The sequence below is a fragment of the Candidatus Avedoeria danica genome (assembly GCA_016703025.1).
Classification (GTDB): domain Bacteria; phylum Chloroflexota; class Anaerolineae; order Epilineales; family Epilineaceae; genus Avedoeria; species Avedoeria danica.
On the sequence record JADJCV010000004.1, the window covers coordinates 576,128 to 593,010 of the forward strand.

Genomic DNA, 16,883 nt, shown 5'->3' on the forward strand with positions numbered 1-16,883 from the left:
TGAGGTGCGTTGTGGACTCTGTGACGAACACGGCCGAGACGGCCACGGCCGGGATGATCGAATTCCGCCACGTGGCGGGCACGACCCGCGGGGCGTACAACGACATCTACGCCGGCGTCGGGATCCGGCATCCGGAGCGGATGTGGGAGTGGGTGCTGGACACGCTGGGCGCGCACGCCGGGCAGGATCTGCTCGATGTGGCCTGCGGCGAGGCGCAGATGGTCGCCCACGCGGCCGCCCGCGGCCTCGAGGCCCACGGCGTCGACCTGTCCGACATCGCCCTGAAGGTCGGGCGCCATCGGGCCGGCGCGCCGGCGATAGGACTGGCCGCGGCCAACGGCGAGGCGCTGCCGTACCCGGACGACGCGTTCGACCTCGTGACGAACCTCGGCAGCCTCGAGCACTACGAGGATCCGGTGAAGGGGGCGGCCGAGATGGCCCGCGTCGTCGCCTCCGACGGCCTGGTGCTGCTGCACGTCCCGAACGCCTTCGGCCTGCGCTGGAACGTCGCCCACGCCTGGCGCCACGGCGACGTCCACGATGACGGGCAGCCGATCCAGCGCTACGCGACGCGGGCGCAGTGGACGCGGGTGCTGGAGGCGGGCGGGCTGGAGGTCGTGAGGGTGCTGGGCTACGAGGAGATGGCGCACCAGCCGACGGGCCTTGCGGGGTGGCTGGGGGCGCTGCGGCACCCGAGCCGGTTGCTCGTCCCGTTCGCACGGTTCCTGCCGGTGGACATGGCGAGCATCTTCGTGTTCATCTGTCGGAAGGCGCCGCGGTGGTTCGACGACGCCGTCGTCGCCGATGCGGTCATCACGGATGCGGTCGACTCCAAGGCCGACGTGGTCGACGCATCGACCGACGTTGTTCCAGCGAACGTAGCCGGCCCTGTCCCGAGCCCCTGGCCCAGCGTAGAACCCGTCGTCTTCCCGACACCGCGCCGCAAACGTGCGGCATCCAAGTCCGCCCGCCCGCCCGTCGACCCGATCGAGGTCGCCGGGATCGAGCTGCAGTACGGTCATGGGCGCCGCGAGGCCGTCACGATCGACATCGCCGGCGACGCGTTCGACGACTGGTGGCGGACGATCACGGATGCGAGCGACCGGCGCGGCGAGGTCGTCCTCGTCGTGCGGCGGCCGGCGGACGGGCACGTGCTCGTCCACACGAAGCGCCACTATCCGCTGGGTGCGTGGCGGCTGCCGACGGGTGGGATCAAGCCGCACGAGGCCGTGCTGGACGGGCTGGCGCGCGAGTCCGTCGAGGAGACCGGGCACAAGCTCGGCGTCGAGCGCTTCATGGCGCTCGTCGAGCACCGGCTCGTCGGCGGTCCGGACGGCCGGGAGGCGACGGCATTCCCATCGTACGTCTTCCAGCTGCGCGCGCCGGTGGGCGAGATCGACGTGCAGGACAGCTCGGAGGGCATCGACGGCTTTCGCTGGGTGTCGCTGGACGAGCTGGCGATGCTGACGGCGAACTTGCGGCGGCTGGGGGGGCGGTATGCGGCGTGGGGGCGGTTTCGGGCGGTCGTGCAGGACGTGGTGCTGGATGGGCTGTCGAGCGACGTTGGCCGGACGTGATCCTCAGGCCGGCGGGGCCACAAACCGCTCGAACACCTGATTTCCCACCATCAACCCGCGCCCTGTAACCCGCGTCCGCTCGTCGTCGACGGTGATCATCCCCCAACCCACCAGCTCGGCGAGCACGTCGGCATACACGACCCGCGGATCCACCCCGTGCAGCGCCGCGAACCGCGCATGTCCCACGCCCTCGTCGATCAGCCGCAGGCCCACCATCATCGTTTCACCCATCGCCGTCGGGCTGTCGAGGTGCTCCTCGAAGTCCGTCGGTAGCTCGCCCTCGCTCACGCGCCGGATGTAGCCGTCCACGGCGCGATGGTTGCCCCAGCGAACGTCGGTCGCGGTGCCGGTGCCGGTGCCGACGCCGGCGCCGATGCCGGTCGTCCCGCGCGTGCGCAGATGCCCGTGGGCACCAGCGCCGCACGCCAGGTAGTCGTCGTTGCGCCAGTAACAAAGGTTGTGGCGGCTCTGGTGGGCGCTCGTGCGGGCCCAGTTCGAGACCTCGTAGTGCTGGAAGCCCGCCCCGCCGAGAAGCGCCATCGCCGCCTCGTACTGTTCGGCCGCCGCGTCGTCGTCGGGCGCGGCGACGGTGCCGGTGGCGACCCAGTGGTGGAGCGGGGTGTCGGGCTCGACGATCAGGCTGTACAGGCTGAGGTGGTCCGTGCCGAGGTCGAGGGCGCCACTCAGCGTGTCCCGCCAGCGGGCCACCGGCTGGCCGGGCAGGCCGAACATGAAGTCGACGTTGATGTTGTCGAACCCGGCCGCGCGGGCGGCGGCGACGGCCGCGGCGATGTCGGCGACGCCGTGGATCCGGCCCAGGAACGCCAGCTCGTCGGGCTGGAGGCTCTGCGCTCCCATGCTCAGGCGGTTCACGCCGATCGCCCTGAGCCCCTCGAACCGCGCGGCGTCGACGGTGCCCGGGTTCGCCTCGGACGTGATCTCGGCGTCGGGGGCGATCGAGAGGTGGTCGCGCGCGGCGTCGAGGACGCGGCCGAGCTGGGCCGGCTCGAGCACGGTCGGGGTACCGCCGCCGATGAAGACCGTCGTGACGGTGCGGCCCGCCACGGCCGGGGCACGGAGAGCGATCTCGCGGCAGAGCGCGACGACGTAGCGTTCGTAGCGGTCTTCGAGTCCGGCGTACGTGTTGAAGTCGCAGTACGGGCACTTCTGGGCACAGAACGGGATGTGGAGGTAGAGGCCGATCCCGTGCGGCGTGGTTCCCGGCGGTTGGTGTAACGTCATGTTGCGTGCGATTATCGTCGCCCCGCCCGCCGAATGCCCACTGCGCACCCCGAGGTTCGCCCGTGCCCTCCGTTGCCGAGCGTTTGCCTGACTCCGTTCGCGCCTCGTGTGCCGCCGTCACCGCCACGGCCCGCCGCGCCTGGCCGGACGCCATCGCGATCCCGCAGCTCGCCGCCCGCATTGCCGTCGGCATGGAAACCGGCGCTTACGCGGCCGGATCGTGGGACGCGTCGATCCACTTCGCCGGCCCCCCCGAGGCCACGGTCCAATACCTCCTCGTGCTGGACGCGCTGAACTTCTGCTTCTGGCCCACGCCCGCGTTCGAGTACGTCGATCTCGCCACCCGCCTCCGCGATTGTCTGGCTGCCGATCCCGCCGCGTTCGACGCCGACCGCCTCGTCGCCGCGACCCCCTCCACGCTCGCCACCTGGCTCGGCGCCGACGTCGCGCCGTTGGACGAGCGGGCGCGCCTCGTCCGCGAGGTGGGCGCGGGACTCCTCGACGCCGACAACGGCTATCACGGCCTGGCCGCCAACGTCGTCCGCGCCGCCGGCGGCGGCACCGCCCGTCTCGCCGCCCTCGTCGCTGCCGCGTTCCCCGGCTTCCGCGACGGCGCGGTGTACGATGGCCGCCAGGTCTTCTTCTACAAGCGCGCCCAGATCTTCGCCGCCGATGTCTGGGGGGCGCTGGGCGGCCAGGGACTGGGCGCGTTCGATGACATCGACGATCTCACGACGTTTGCCGACTACCGCGTGCCGCAGCTGCTGCGCGCGGAGGGGGCGATCCGGCTCTCGCCCGACCTTGCGGCGCGGATCGACGCGCGCGAGGAACTACCGGCCGGCGGAGCGGAAGAGGTCGAGATCCGCGCCGCGACGGTCGTCGCCGTCGACGCGCTGCGCGCCGCGCTCGCTTCCCTCGGCCGGCCGATGAGCGCCGTCGAGCTGGACTGGCGGCTCTGGAGCCGCGCCGAGGCGATCCGGGACCGGTTGCCGGCGCACCACCGGGTGCGGACGGTGGCGTACTGATGGCGGCCGACGCGCCGACCCCACCCGTCTTCGAGACGACCTGGACGGATGGCCGCGCCCGCGTCGGCCGTCTCGCCACGGCGCACGGCGTGATCGACACGCCCGCGTTCGTCGCCGTCGGCACGCAGGCGACCGTCAAGTCGATGATGCCCGCCGATCTCACCGCCGTCGGCCAGCAGGCGATCTTCTGCAACACCTACCACCTGTTCCTCCGGCCCGGCGCCGACGTCGTGGCCGCTCAGGGCGGCCTGCACCGGTTCATGGGTTGGGACGGCCCGATCATGACGGACTCGGGCGGCTTCCAGGTCTTCAGCCTCGGCGCCGGCCTCGAGTCGGGCGTCGGCAAGCTCGGCTCGATCTTCCCGGGCGAGGGCGGGATGCGGCGCCTCAAGGCCGGCCCGTCGTTCGTGCGCGTCACGGACGACGGCGTGCAGTTCACAAGCCACCTCGACGGATCGCGCCACTTCTTCACCCCCGAGGTCTCGATCGGCCTCCAGCAGCAGCTCGGCGCCGACATCATCCTGGCCTTCGACGAGTGCACCTCGCCCCTGCACGATCACGCCTACACCGGCGCGGCCATGCACCGCACCCACCGCTGGGCCGAACGGTCGCTGGCCGCGCATGGGGACGGTGTCAGCCCGCATGGCGATCGCCAACTGTTCTACGGGATCGTCCAGGGCGGCTGGTACCCGGACCTGCGTGCCGAGAGCGCCCGCTTCACGGCCGCGCTCGCCGCGGATGGCATCGCCATCGGCGGCTCGCTCGGGCAGACGAAGGCGGACATGCACGCCGTCCTCGACCTCACGGTGCCGCTGCTGCCGGCGGACAAGCCCCGTCACCTTCTCGGCATCGGCGAGATCCCGGACATCTTCGCGGCCGTCGCGCGCGGCGTCGACACCTTCGACTGCGTCGCCCCGACCCGCATGGCGCGCAACGCCGGCCTGATCGCCCGCGACGTGGACGGCGAGCGGCTGCCGCGCTTCCGCCTGAACCTGCGCAACGCCCGCTACAAGAACGATCCGCGGCCCGTCGATCCGGCATGCCCGTGCGCGCTGTGCGCCGGTTTCAGCCGTGCCTATCTCCATCACCTTTTCCGGTGCGATGAGCTGCTGGCCTATCGCTTGGCGACGCTTCACAATCTGACCGCCATCAACCGCCTCGTCGCCGAGATGAGGTCCGCGCTCGTCGAAGACCGATTCGAAGCCCTCCGTGCTGGCTGGCTCGGCGGCGGACAGGAGACCGAATGATGCTGCGTTGGCGTTCCGTGCTCGCCCGGTTGCACGACACGAAGATCCTGGCGCTCATCGCCTCGGCCATCGTCTTGAACTTCGTCGGCGGCGAGGTCATCAAGCTGGCGCGCCTGCCCGTCTACGGCGACAGCGTCGGCACAATGCTCGTCGGGCTGTTGGCCGGACCGGCGATCGGCGCGATCGGCGGCGTCGCCAGCAACCTCGTGCTCGGGCTGCGCGACCCGAACATGCCGTTCTTCGCGCCGGTGTCGCTCGTCATCGGGGCGCTCGCCGGTGTGTTCGCGCAGGCCGGTTTCTTCCGTGCCTGGCACGGCCCGGCCGCCCGGCGCGCACCCGTCCGCACCGGCGCCGCCGCCGTCTTCGCGGGTCTGCTCATCGGCGTCGCCGCCGCGTGCGTGGCCACCCCCATCGCCGCCTACGTCTACGGCGGCGTCACCGGCGGCCCGACGGATGTCCTGTTCGCGGTCTTCCGGTCGTATGGGCTGGACGTCTGGAAGGCCGTCTTCGGCCAAAGCGTCGTCAGCGATCCGATCGACAAGCTCGTGACCGCGCTGCTCGCGCTCGCGATCGTTTCGGCACTGCCGCGCCGCACTGTCGCGCGCTTCCCGAACGGCCCCCGCCTCCTCGGCGACGCCGATGCCGTGCCGTCCGTGCCCGCCTCGGCCGACGTCGACGGCGCTGCATAGCCGCACCTGAGGGCCGGGCAGCCGGGTGCCGCCTTCTCCGCCGACCCACGGATTGCGCTCGGCCGCGACGTGGCATCCCGCCACCATCGCCAGCCTGTCCGCGGGCCTGACGCTGCTCGCGTTCTGGCCGCTCCACCGCCTCGTCACCGCCATCGCCCTGCCGGCCGCCCTCGTCGCGGTCGCCGCGGTCGCCGCTGCGTCGGCCGGTCGTGCGGCCGCGCGTCGCTGGCGCCGCTGGATGGTTGCCGCGTGGTTGCCGGTGGCCGTCAGCCTCTTCGTGGTCCACGGTCTCATCTTCCCTGAGGGCCGCGATGTCCTCTGGCACCTCGGTCCGCTGGCTGTGACGGTCGAGGGGCTGGCGTTCGCCGCCGTACGTGCCGCCCGCTGGCTGGCCGCTGTGTCCGCGCTGGCCCTCGTCGGCGCGCTCTGCCGACCGGCCGCGCTGGCCGCGGCGATCGAGGCCGCCTCGCTGCCCGGCGGCCTCGGCCACGCGCTCAGCTCGGCGCTCCTCCTCGCGCCCGCCGCCCAACGCAGCGCCGTCCAGATTCGCGAAGCCCAGCGCGCCCGCGGGCTGGAGACCGACGGATCACCGTTCCGGCGCATGTGGTCCATCGCCCCGCTCGTCGTGCCGCTCGCCGTGGCCATGATCGTCGACGGACAGCATCGGGCGCTCGCGCTGACGTCCCGCGGCTATACGCCCGGTCAGTCGATGTCGCACCTCGAGCCGCTGCCCGACAGCGCGTTCCAGCGCCGATTCAGGCGCGGCGGGCCCGCGATTGTCCTTCTGGCGCTGGTCGTCGCCCACGTCTTGGACGCTGCGCAATGAACATGGACATCCCGCTGTCGGCCAGCGGCGTGGCGTTTCGCTACGCCGACGCTCCATCCTCGCGCCCCCCGGCGCTCGCCGACATCGACCTCGCCGTCCGCGCCGGCCGGATGCTCCACCTCCTCGGCGCGAACGGAAGCGGCCGGAGCACGCTGCTCGCCGTCCTGGCGGGCCTCGCACCCGCTGCGACCGGCGGCACGCTGGGCGGCGCCGTCCGCGGCAGCGACGGCACGGCGCTCGTCCACGCCGACCCCTACCTCAACCTGTCCGGCGCGCGCGATACCGTTCGGGCCGAGCTTGCGTTCGGCCTCGAGTGCCGACGGATGTCCCGCCCGTCGATGGCCGACCGCGTGGAAGCCGCGCTCGACGCGTTCGCCCTCGACTCCCTCGCCCACCGCGACCCGACGTCGCTCTCCGGCGGCGAGGCGGCGCGCCTGGCGATCGCCTGCCAATGGGTGCTCGATCCGGCCGTGCTCCTCGTCGACGAGGTCGACGCCCAGCTCGATGCGGCCGGCGCGGCCGCGGTCCGACGCCATCTGGCGGATCGGACGGCGGCCGGGGCAGGCGTGGTGTGGGCCGGGGCGCGGTTGGACATGGTCTTTGCGGCCGGCCCGGGGGCGGGCTCGGCCGATGCGGTCGTGCTCGCGGGCGGGCGCATCGTGGCGGAGGGCGGGTTGGACGGCGTCGCCGGGCAAGTCGCCGGGCACGATTGGGGCGTCGTGGCGCGGAGCGGGCCGGCGGTCGGTCGTGGCGCGACCGACGTTTCGAGGATGGACGTCTTGTCGACCACGGCGCTTGCGCCGGACCGGCAGGCCGATCTCGAAGTCGCCGGCCTCTGCTGCGCATTCGACGGCGCGGCCGCGCCCGTCCTTGACGACATAACGTGCCGGGCGGCACCCGGCGAGACCGTCGCCGTGCTCGGCCCGAACGGCGGCGGCAAGTCGACGCTGGCGCGGGCGATCACCGGGCTGCACGTGCCCGCGGCCGGGATCGTCCGCATCGGCGGGCGGGATGTCGGGGCGGGCGGGAGCGTGGGACGCGACGGTGGGGCGGGACGCATCGGCAGGCGAGACGCTTGGCGCGTCGGACCGGCGCGCGGCGTGGCCCTGAGCGTGCAGCGGCCGGAGCGGATGCTGTTTCGGCAGACCGTGGCGGATGAAGTCGCCATCGGGTTGAGGTGGTGCGGCGCAGCGCCGGACGTCGCCCGCGCAGCGGTCGGCGCCAGCTTGGCCGCGTGCGGCCTGGCCGACCGCGCCCTCGATCATCCGCACGATCTGCAGCCATCCGAGCGCCGCTGGCTGGCCCTGGCCGCCGCGGTCGCCCTGCGCACACCCGTCCTCGTCCTCGACGAGCCGACGGCCGGCTTCGACGCCCGCGACCTCGCGCGATTCGCCCGATTCCTTTCCGTTCTGCGCGCGGCAGGTCGCACCGTGGTCTGGGTCACGCACGACCACGGCCTCGCCCGCGCGTTGGCCGACCGCGCCCTCATGCTCGTCGCCGGCCGCGTCGAGGCGAGCGGGTCGGTCGTGGACGTGATCGACCGCTGGGCCGCGACGCATGGCTGACGCCCCCCCGTCCCTCCCGTCCCTCCCGTCCCTCTCGCCCCGCCTCGCCGCGATCGCCGCCCACGTCCCGCCGCACACCCGCCTGGCCGACATCGGCACCGATCACGCGACGCTGCCTGTCGTCCTCGCGCGTTCGCACCACGTCGCGTTCGCCGTCGCGATCGACCTCCGGCCCGGTGCGGTGGCGCTGGCGAACCGCATCGTCGCCCGCCACGGCGTCGCCGACCGCGTGGCCGTCCGGTGTGGCGACGGCCTGTCGGCTCTTCGCGCGGACGAGGCGGACGTCGTCGTCGTCAGCGGCCTCGGCGGGTCGACGATCGTTCGAATCCTGGCCGCCGAACCGGCGGCGCTGGACACCGTCCGTCGCGTCATCGTCGCGCCGCAGTCCGCGACGTGGCGCGTCCGGCGTTGGCTCTTGACGAACGGCTGGGCGATCGTCGCCGAAGACCTCGTGCGGGACGGCGCGCATGACTATGAGGTCGTCGTCACCGAGCGGGGCGACCCGCGCGCGGCCTACCGTTGGCCGGGGCGGTCGTCGCCGCTGCGTCCGGCGAGCCTGCTGTGGCTCGGGCCGCTGCTGGCGCGGGCGGCCGAGGGGCACTGGCAAGCCCGCTGGCGGCAAGCGGCCGACGCGCACGATGCGCTGGCCGTCCGGACGGCTGCGAGCGGGTCGGTCGGTGCGATCAAGGCGGCGGCCCGGCACCGGCGGCGGGCGGCGCGGATACGCCGGGCGGTCGATGCGGCGGAGGGAGCGGCCGTACGAGCGGCCGAACGTGGCGACAAGCGGGCGGCCAACGTTGGGTGAACGGGCAACGCCGCACGGATTGCCGTGCGGGCGCGGACGTCCGGGGGTCGGGCCGATGTCCACGCCTGATGCAGTTCGCCTCGCCGAGCCGCTACAATTCCCGCGGATCCGACGCGCCTCTCGCCGCCACAGGATGTCCGAGCGCCCATGCCGCCCCAACCTGAACGCCACCTCGAGCCGGAAGGCGATGTCGCCGTCCGGCCACGGGTCAGAAGCCGCGCCCGTGGCGCGTGATCCTGCACAATGACGACTACACGACGATGGCGTTCGTCATCCACGTCCTGCAGAGCCACTTCGGAAAGACGGCCGCCGAGGCGACGCACGTCATGCTCCAGGTGCACCACAAGGGCAGCGGTGTGGCCGGCATCTACCCGCGGGACGTCGCTGAGACGAAGGTCGAGGTCGTCACCGAGGAGGCGCGGGCCAACGGGATGCCGCTGCTGGTGGAGGCGGAGCCGGATCCGGACGGGGGAGACGATGGCGATGATGGCTGAGCGAATCGCCGGGCGACGTTTCTCGGCGAAGTCGACGGCACTCCGTTCGACCCACAATGCTCGTTGCACCGCCGCGGTCCGCGTGACCGCGGCGCGCCCGACGGGTTGACGCCCCGATGCGCATCAACGCCGACCTCGAGATCGCCCTGTCCGTCGCCCTGACCGAGGCGGCTCGCCGCGGCCACGCCTTCGCCGGCCTCGAGCACCTGTTGCTCGCGCTCCTCATCGACGATGCAACGCGCGGCGTCCTGGCGAGCGCCGGCGCGGACGTGGCGGCGCTGCGTCGCCGGGTGGACGGCTATCTCGAAGCCTCCACGGACGATGAGTTGCCCGTCGACCCCGACTTGGCGGACGAACCGCGCATGACCGTCGGCCTGCGCCGCGTCCTCTCGCGCGCCGCCGCGCACACCGAGGGCGCCGGCAAGGCGGAGCTCGGCCCGGCGGATGTCCTCGTGGCCCTCTACGATGAAGACGACAGCGAAGCGGCCGCCTGGCTGGCCGAGAGCGGCGCCACCCGGCTCGACGTCGTGTCCTTCCTGGCGCACGGCGGGCGGCGCGGCTCGGGCGGCCGGGGCGGCCGGGCCGGCGACGCCGCCGTGCCCGGTGCTGCGGCGGGATCCGACGGCGGGATGGACGGCGACGAGCGACTCGACCGCGGCATGGACGGCGCCACATCGGCCGCCGATCCGCTGGCGGCCTACACCCGCAACCTGACCGAGGCCGCCCGGCGCGGCGAGATCGACCCGCTTATCGGCCGGGACGCCGAGGTGGCGCGGGCCATTCACGTGCTCCAGCGGCGGCGCAAGAACAACCCGGTCTTCGTCGGCGACCCAGGCGTCGGCAAGACGGCCATCGTCGAGGGCCTCGCGCGCCGGATCGCCCGCGGCGAGGTGCCGGATCGGCTGGCGGACACCGCCATCTATCGCCTCGACTTGGCCGCGCTCATGGCCGGCACGCGCTACCGCGGCGACTTCGAGGAGCGCTTGAAGGGCGTGATCCATGCGCTCGAGGCGATGTCGGCGCTGCGACCGATCCTGTTCATCGACGAGATCCACATGCTCGTCGGCGCCGGCAGCGCCTCAGGGAGCACGATGGACGCGGCGAACCTCCTCAAGCCGGCGCTCGAGGGCGGCATGCTCCGCTGCATCGGCGCGACCACGTGGGAGGAGTGGCGGCAGCACGTCGAGCGCGACCGGGCGCTCGTGCGCCGCTTCCAGAAGATCGACGTCGGCGAGCCGTCGGTGGCCGAGACCGAGCGGATCCTCGAGGGCCTGAAAGGCGAGTACGAGCGCCACCACGGCGTGCGCTATGCCCGCGGCGCCATCGCGCTCGCAGCGGAGCTCGCCGCCAAGCACCTGCGCGACCGGCGCCTGCCCGACAAGGCGATCGACCTCATCGACGAGGCCGGCGCGGCGGCGGCGCTGGCCGGACGGAAGCAGGTCGGTCGCGCGGACATCGAGCGCACCCTTGCGGCCATCGCCCAAGTGCCCGTCGAGCGCGTGGCGGGCGACGAGCGGACGCGGTTGGCGGAGCTCGAGGGGCAGCTGAAGGCCGTCGTGTTCGGCCAGGACGACGCGATTCAGACCGTCGTCGGGGCCATCAAGGTGGCGCGGGCCGGACTGAGGGCACCGAACAAGCCGGTCGGCAGCTTCCTGTTCACGGGCCCGACGGGCGTCGGCAAGACCGAGCTGGCCGTGCAGCTGGCCAAGGCGCTCGGCATTCACTTCCTGCGGTTCGACATGAGCGAGTACATGGAGCGACACAGCGTCGCCCGACTTGTCGGCGCGCCCCCCGGCTACGTTGGCTACGATCGGGGCGGCCTGCTGACCGAGGCCGTGAGCCAGCACCCGCACGCCGTGCTCCTCCTCGACGAGATCGAGAAGGCGCATCCGGATGTCTTCAGCGTGCTGCTCCAAGTGATGGACCACGGCACGCTGACGGACACCACCGGCAAGGCGTGCGACTTCCGCCACGTCGTCCTGATCATGACGTCCAACGTCGGCGCCCGCGAGCTCGCCCGCGGCACGGTCGGCTTCGGGGGATCCGGGGGATCCGGGGGAACGGGTGGATCCGGTGGGTCCGCCGGCGACCGCCCCGCCACCGCTCGTCCGACGTCGAGTGCTTTCGGCCTGGACGACGCCGCCTACGAGCGTGCCTTCAGCCCCGAGTTCCGCAACCGACTGGACGCCCGCGTCGCGTTCCGCGCGCTCGACATGTCCGTCATGGCCCGCGTCGTCGACAAGGCCGTCGCCGAGCTCGCCGCGCAGCTCCGTGCCCGCAAGGTGAAGGTCCACCTCACGGACGCGGGGCGCGACGCCCTTGCCCGCCTCGGCTTCGACCCGGCCTTCGGCGCACGCCCGCTCGCCCGCGCCGTCGAGGCGCACGTCACCCGACCGCTGACGGACGCCGTGCTGTTCGGGGAGCTGGTGGGCGGGGGTACGGTGACGATCGATGCGGATGGCGATGCGGTGAAGTTGGTCTTCGACGGACGGTGAATGTTCGCATCCGTAAGAAGGCCCCGCCGCAGCAGAGCCGCGACGGGGCCGGACGGAGAGGGCGGGATTCGAACCCGCGATCCCTTGCGGGATACACGCTTTCCAAGCGTGCGCACTAGGCCAGACTATGCGACCTCTCCACGCGCGCCGGCGAGCGTCTCGGCGCGGCGGCGAGTGTAGCACGGGGGGATGTTGGCCGCCAACGCACCGCCGCGCTATCCTCGCGGCGTGCGCCCCACCCACCCAGCCCCCCCGCGTGTCCTCGGCTGCTACCCGCCGACCGCCGATCCGCTTGCCGCGGCCGACGGCCCCGTGCTCGTGGCGGTGTGCGGCGCGCACGGCAACGAGCCGGCGGGTGTGGACGCGGTCCGCGAAATCCTCGCCGGCCTCACGGCAGCCCAGCCGCGTGCGCGCGGCCGATTCGTGGCCGTCACGGGCAACAGGGCGGCGCTGGCCCGGGGTGTCCGCTACGTGGATGCCGACCTCAACCGACTTTGGACCGACGATGCCGTGCGCGACCTGACCGATCACGGCTCGCGGTCCGCCATCGATGGGTCCGGCGGCATCCAGGGTGGCGTGGAAGCGGCTGAGCAGGCCGAGCTGTTCGCCACCCTCGCGGCGATCACGGGCGACAGGGATGCCCATGGCAGCGGCGATGTCCACCACGGCCGGGTGTCGATCCTCGACCTCCACACGACTTCGGCGCCCAGCGCGCCGTTTGCGATCGCACTGCCCACGGTGCCGAATCGGCGGTTGTTGGCCGGGGTGCCGCTGCCGCTCGTCCACGGGCTCGAGGGCCGCCTGACCGGTACGCTCTCGTCCTGGCTGGCGCGTGCGGGCCACGCCGCGCTGTCGGTGGAGGGGGGCCAGCATGTCGAAGCGTCGAGCGTACGGCACCTCGTCCACGTGCTGTGGCTTGCCCTAGCCAACGGCGGCGTCCTCGATCGGCGGGACGTCGCGTGGGCGGCGAACGCAGCCGCGCTGCGCACGGCCCGCGCCGGCCGGCCGGCCGGCGTAACGGTGGCGTACCGCCATCCGGTGGGTCGTGGTGACGGGTTCCGGATGCGGCCGGGGTTGGAGAGCTTCCAGCGGGTGCGCAAGGGCGCGGTGCTGGCCGAGACGCATGCCGGGCCGGTCGCGGCACCGCTCGGCGGCGTGCTGCTCTTCCCGCTCTACCAGGGGCTGGGCGACGACGGGTTCTTCATCGCACGGCGGATCGATACGCGGTGGCCGCATGTCGCACCGCAACAGGAGGGGCTGGCATGACGGACTTCGCGCGCGCCGCAAGGCGTCGGCAACTGCGTGGCGTCTTCGGGATCGCCGCGGCCGTCCTCGTCGCCGGCGGCGCGACCCTGTTCTGGAGCGACCTCCGAGGGGGCGACGCGGCGCGACGACGGGCCGCCGCCCAGGCGGACGGGCCGCGGCAGTGCGACGTCCAGCTGACGAAGACCGCTGCCCCGGCGCGCGTCGTCCTCGGGCAGACGGTGTTCATCACGCTCACGGCCGACGCACGCTGCGCCGACGTGATCCGGCCGCTGCACGTGGCGTTCGTCGTCGACAATTCGATCGCCGTCGGCGGGCCCAAGTTGGGGGCGATGCGCAATGGCGTCAACGCGTTCATCGACACGCTCGACTTCACGACGTCGCGGGCCGGCCTCGTGGTGTACCACAGCGTCGTCGAGATCCTGTCCGAACTCTCGGCCGACCCGGTAGTGATCAAGGACAAGACCGCCGAGTTCTTCCCCCGGCTGGGCAGCAACATGCGGATGGGCCTGATGGCCGGCGACCTCATCCTTCAGCGCGGCCGCGGGCTGGCGGTGCGTCCGGATGTGAGCGAGGTCATCGTCCTCCTGGCCGGCAACGTGGACGAGGGCGATCCGGCGGCACTGCTGGCGGAAGCGGACCGGATCAAGGCGCGCGGCGTCACGATCCTGTGCATCGGCGTCGGCGGGATGGCGGACTTCGATGTGCTCGGCCAGATCGCATCCGGGCCGAACCATGTCTACACCGAGGCCGACAATGCGCTCCTGGCCGACGACATGCGCACGATCGCCGCCGGGATCGGTCGCGTACGTCTGACGGGGGCGTTCGTCACGGACACGCTGCCCGCCGACATGTCCTTCGTATGGGGCAGCGACGACCCACCGGCCCGGCCGCGCGGCGCGGATCTGCTCTGGAACTTCGCGCTCTGGCCGTCCGAGGGCCTGACGCTGACCTACGAAGTGGAGCCGAAGGCGCTCGGCCGCCACGCCACCAACGTCGGCGCCGAGGTCGAGCTGCGCTTCGACCAGGGGCCGCCCAAGCGGTATCCGTTCCCGGTCCCCGAGGTCGAGGTCGTCCTGCCGCCCACGGCGACGTCCACCTCGTCCCCGACGCCGACCGCCTCACCGCCGCCGACGCCGACCCCGGTGATCCTCCCGGCGTACCTGCCCGTGGCGCTCCGCCGCCATTGCACGCCCGACCTGCGCGGCGCGGACTTCATCATCGTCATCGACACCTCGCTGTCCATGGTCGAACGGACGGCCGGCGAGCCCAAGCTGGCATGGGCCACGCTGGCGGCGAGCGCCTTCATGGACGAGCTAATCCTGCCGGCCGATCGCGCCGGCGTCGTCGTGTTCAACAACCAGGCGCGGCTGCTGCAGTCGCTGTCCGCCAACCTCGGTGCGCTGCAGTACGCGCTCTTGGCGCTGTTCAACCAGCTGGCCACGGGCACGCGCCTCGACCTCGGGCTGCAGCTGGCGGCGGACGAGCTGGCCGGCGTCACGCCGAGCGGATATCCGGGCCCGGTGCCGGTGCGTTACCTGGACCCCGAACGCGACAAGGTGATCGTCGTCCTGACGGACGGCCAGACGGACCCTGAGCGAACGGCCGCCGTCGCCGCCCGGATCCGCGGCCAGGGCGTGACGATCTACACGATCGGCCTCGGTGACCAGGTCGACGGGCGGCTGCTCGAGCGCATCGCCGGCAGCCCGTCGCGGTACTTCCCGACGGCCGACGGGCAGGCGCTGGCCGACATCTATCGACAGATCGCTTCGTACAGGGGTTGTCCGTAAGGGGTTGTCCGTAATCGTCCGTGTCGGTGGTTCAATCACCCGGCGCCGATGGATCGATTGCTGATTGAACTGCCGTGCGATATGATCGAATGGCCGTTGGAACGAAATCGCGGGGCACGCGTGTCTCAAGGAATCGTACGGCGAACCAGAGACGGTCGGCCGCCTGGCGACCGTACGGATGCGCCACCGCCGATCGAAGCGGCCAAGCAGCCGCGGCGGCTTTCAACGAACCCGCTGGGATGAGGAAGGGGAGGAACGATATGGAACACCGTTCTTATGCACGGCGCGCGTTCGGCGCCGCCGTGGTCGCAGCCGCGGTCGTCATCGTGACGGCATCGGCGCACGACACCGCGCAGGCCGCGCCGAACCGGCTGCCGATGGCCGCGCGGCTCTTGCAGCAGCCGACGGCGACGCCGGATCCGGACCAGGTCTATTACTACTTGGACGGTTACACGCCGTGCAGCCTGAAGGGCCACCACACGATCACGCCGCAGACCGTCGAGGAAGGCAAGATGGTCACGGTGAAGGTGGACTACGAGTTCAATTGCGGCACGGAGGAGATCAAGCAGATCGACGTCGTGTTCGTCGTCGAGAACACCGGGTCGCTGAAGTTGAACAACGTCCAGGGCAAGATGCAGCCGCTCGACAACCTCAGGCAGGGCATGTCCAACCTGGTGCGCAACATCGACCCGACGAACGGCTCGCGCGTCGGTTTGGTGAAGTACGGCTGCGACAACCACACCGACCCGCCGATCGGCAGCGGCCAGGAGCACTACGAGCGCTTCCGGACCGCCGTGCAAGGGATGAACGGCAACCTGCCGGGCGGATCGAACCCCGGCACCGCTCTGCGGCGCGCATCCGGCGAGCTGGCGGCCCTGGCCAAGCCGGACCCGTTGAACCCGCCGTCGTTCATGATCGTCATCGACGCCGGTGGTCAGCCGTGCGCCGGACAGCCGCGCCCCCAGACCGCCGACATCGCCGACGCGTGCGACGCCGCCAAGACGAACATGGCGACCGTCGTCCTCATCGCCCTCCGGCCGTCCCAGGGCCGGCTCCGCGGCTGCAACACGCCGGGCTGGTACTTCCGCTCGTCGAACGACAACGGGACCGATCTCCAGGCGATCCTCGAGGAGATCCAGGAGCGGATCTTCAAGGGCTCGCGGCCGTATCGGACCGCCTACACCGTCTACCCGAACACCTATCTCTGGGGCTACGAGTTCGGCAGCGGCGTCCCGACGGAGCCGAACGTCACGTTCCCGGACCTGGCGTGGGAAGAGGACCTCGGCAACCGCCGCAAGGCCAGCTTCCGCTACGAGTACAAGATGCGCGCCCTCGAGGCATCCGCTCCGGCGTCGTGGGTTTCCATCGCGATCACGGATGGCGGGATCCCGTCGCCGCTCATCCAGTTCCTGTACAACGACGGCACGAGCGACCAGATCGTGGTGCCGGACACCAAGCTGTGCATCTTCCGGCCCGGCAAGGAAGCCGTGGACTGCGGGCCGTTCGTGAGCCAGGTGGCGGGAACGGCCGTGGCCGGCACCGTCACCGCCCAGGCGTACAAGTCGCCGACACCGTCGTCCGGCACGCCGGATACCGTTCCGACGGACGGTCCGGCGACGACCGAGGTGCCCACCGTCGATCCGACCGCAGTGGTCGCCACGGACACGCCGATCGGACCGGATCCGACGGACACGCCCGTGCCGCCGGACACCGTCACGCCCGTGCCGCCGGACACCGCCACGCCGCCGGTGCCGACGACGGACAACAACCACGACGTCTACCTGCCTTGGGCGGCGCGGACGTTCGGCTTCTAGTCGCAAGCCGACGGGTGTCGACGGACGCTCAATTCATGGATCAGAACGACG

13 protein-coding genes and 1 tRNA gene are annotated in these 16,883 nt (G+C 72.1%); 12 read left to right on the forward strand and 2 right to left on the reverse strand.

The window, feature by feature from the left end; genetic code table 11:
* The first annotated feature begins 11 nt into the window (after positions 1-11).
* A complete protein-coding gene (locus tag IPG72_05620) occupies positions 12-1,577 on the forward strand; it encodes a methyltransferase domain-containing protein (protein MBK6768501.1) in 1,566 nt (521 codons plus the stop codon).
* Positions 1,578-1,580: 3 nt separating this feature from the next.
* Here the strand turns inward: IPG72_05620 and hemW are convergent, their stop codons facing one another.
* Positions 1,581-2,819 (reverse strand): radical SAM family heme chaperone HemW, encoded by a 1,239-nt coding sequence (gene hemW, locus IPG72_05625; GenBank protein MBK6768502.1) that lies wholly within the window; start codon positions 2,817-2,819, stop codon positions 1,581-1,583.
* 62 nt (positions 2,820-2,881) lie between these two features.
* Here hemW and IPG72_05630 point away from each other — a divergent pair, with 62 nt between their 5' ends.
* The 8 genes from IPG72_05630 to IPG72_05665 all read left to right on the forward strand — a co-directional run bounded on the left by IPG72_05630 (position 2,882) and on the right by IPG72_05665 (position 11,965).
* Positions 2,882-3,844, forward strand: coding sequence for a hypothetical protein (locus tag IPG72_05630; GenBank protein ID MBK6768503.1), 963 nt, complete (start codon positions 2,882-2,884; stop codon positions 3,842-3,844).
* On the forward strand, positions 3,844-5,091 hold the full coding sequence (gene tgt, locus IPG72_05635; protein ID MBK6768504.1) for a tRNA guanosine(34) transglycosylase Tgt: 1,248 nt from the start codon (positions 3,844-3,846) through the stop codon (positions 5,089-5,091). The genes IPG72_05630 and tgt overlap by 1 nt, the downstream gene beginning before the upstream one ends.
* On the forward strand, positions 5,088-5,780 hold the full coding sequence (locus tag IPG72_05640) for an ECF transporter S component (protein ID MBK6768505.1): 693 nt from the start codon (positions 5,088-5,090) through the stop codon (positions 5,778-5,780). The genes tgt and IPG72_05640 overlap by 4 nt, the downstream gene beginning before the upstream one ends.
* A gap of 52 nt (positions 5,781-5,832) precedes the next feature.
* Positions 5,833-6,606 (forward strand): hypothetical protein, encoded by a 774-nt coding sequence (locus IPG72_05645; GenBank protein MBK6768506.1) that lies wholly within the window; start codon positions 5,833-5,835, stop codon positions 6,604-6,606.
* Positions 6,603-8,171 carry an ATP-binding cassette domain-containing protein gene (locus tag IPG72_05650; protein MBK6768507.1) on the forward strand — a complete coding sequence of 523 codons (1,569 nt, stop codon included), beginning with the start codon at positions 6,603-6,605 and terminating at the stop codon, positions 8,169-8,171. The genes IPG72_05645 and IPG72_05650 overlap by 4 nt, the downstream gene beginning before the upstream one ends.
* Positions 8,164-8,976 (forward strand): SAM-dependent methyltransferase, encoded by an 813-nt coding sequence (locus IPG72_05655; protein MBK6768508.1) that lies wholly within the window; start codon positions 8,164-8,166, stop codon positions 8,974-8,976. The genes IPG72_05650 and IPG72_05655 overlap by 8 nt, the downstream gene beginning before the upstream one ends.
* 230 nt (positions 8,977-9,206) lie before the next feature.
* The gene (locus IPG72_05660) at positions 9,207-9,470 is read left to right on the forward strand and encodes an ATP-dependent Clp protease adaptor ClpS (GenBank protein ID MBK6768509.1); all 264 of its coding nucleotides are present in this window, start codon (positions 9,207-9,209) and stop codon (positions 9,468-9,470) included.
* A 116-nt stretch (positions 9,471-9,586) separates the two neighbouring features.
* A complete protein-coding gene (locus tag IPG72_05665; GenBank protein MBK6768510.1) occupies positions 9,587-11,965 on the forward strand; it encodes an AAA family ATPase in 2,379 nt (792 codons plus the stop codon).
* Positions 11,966-12,018: 53 nt separating this feature from the next.
* On the opposite strand, the gene IPG72_05670 is transcribed toward IPG72_05665, so the two are convergent.
* Positions 12,019-12,105 (reverse strand) — tRNA-Ser (locus IPG72_05670).
* 49 nt (positions 12,106-12,154) lie between these two features.
* On the opposite strand from IPG72_05670, the gene IPG72_05675 reads away from it, so the two are divergent.
* The 3 genes from IPG72_05675 to IPG72_05685 all read left to right on the forward strand — a co-directional run bounded on the left by IPG72_05675 (position 12,155) and on the right by IPG72_05685 (position 16,832).
* On the forward strand, positions 12,155-13,231 hold the full coding sequence (locus tag IPG72_05675; GenBank protein MBK6768511.1) for a succinylglutamate desuccinylase/aspartoacylase family protein: 1,077 nt from the start codon (positions 12,155-12,157) through the stop codon (positions 13,229-13,231).
* A complete protein-coding gene (locus tag IPG72_05680; GenBank protein ID MBK6768512.1) occupies positions 13,228-15,018 on the forward strand; it encodes a VWA domain-containing protein in 1,791 nt (596 codons plus the stop codon). The genes IPG72_05675 and IPG72_05680 overlap by 4 nt, the downstream gene beginning before the upstream one ends.
* Before the next feature lie 260 nt (positions 15,019-15,278).
* Positions 15,279-16,832 carry a VWA domain-containing protein gene (locus IPG72_05685; GenBank protein ID MBK6768513.1) on the forward strand — a complete coding sequence of 518 codons (1,554 nt, stop codon included), beginning with the start codon at positions 15,279-15,281 and terminating at the stop codon, positions 16,830-16,832.
* Positions 16,833-16,883 lie beyond the last annotated feature (51 nt).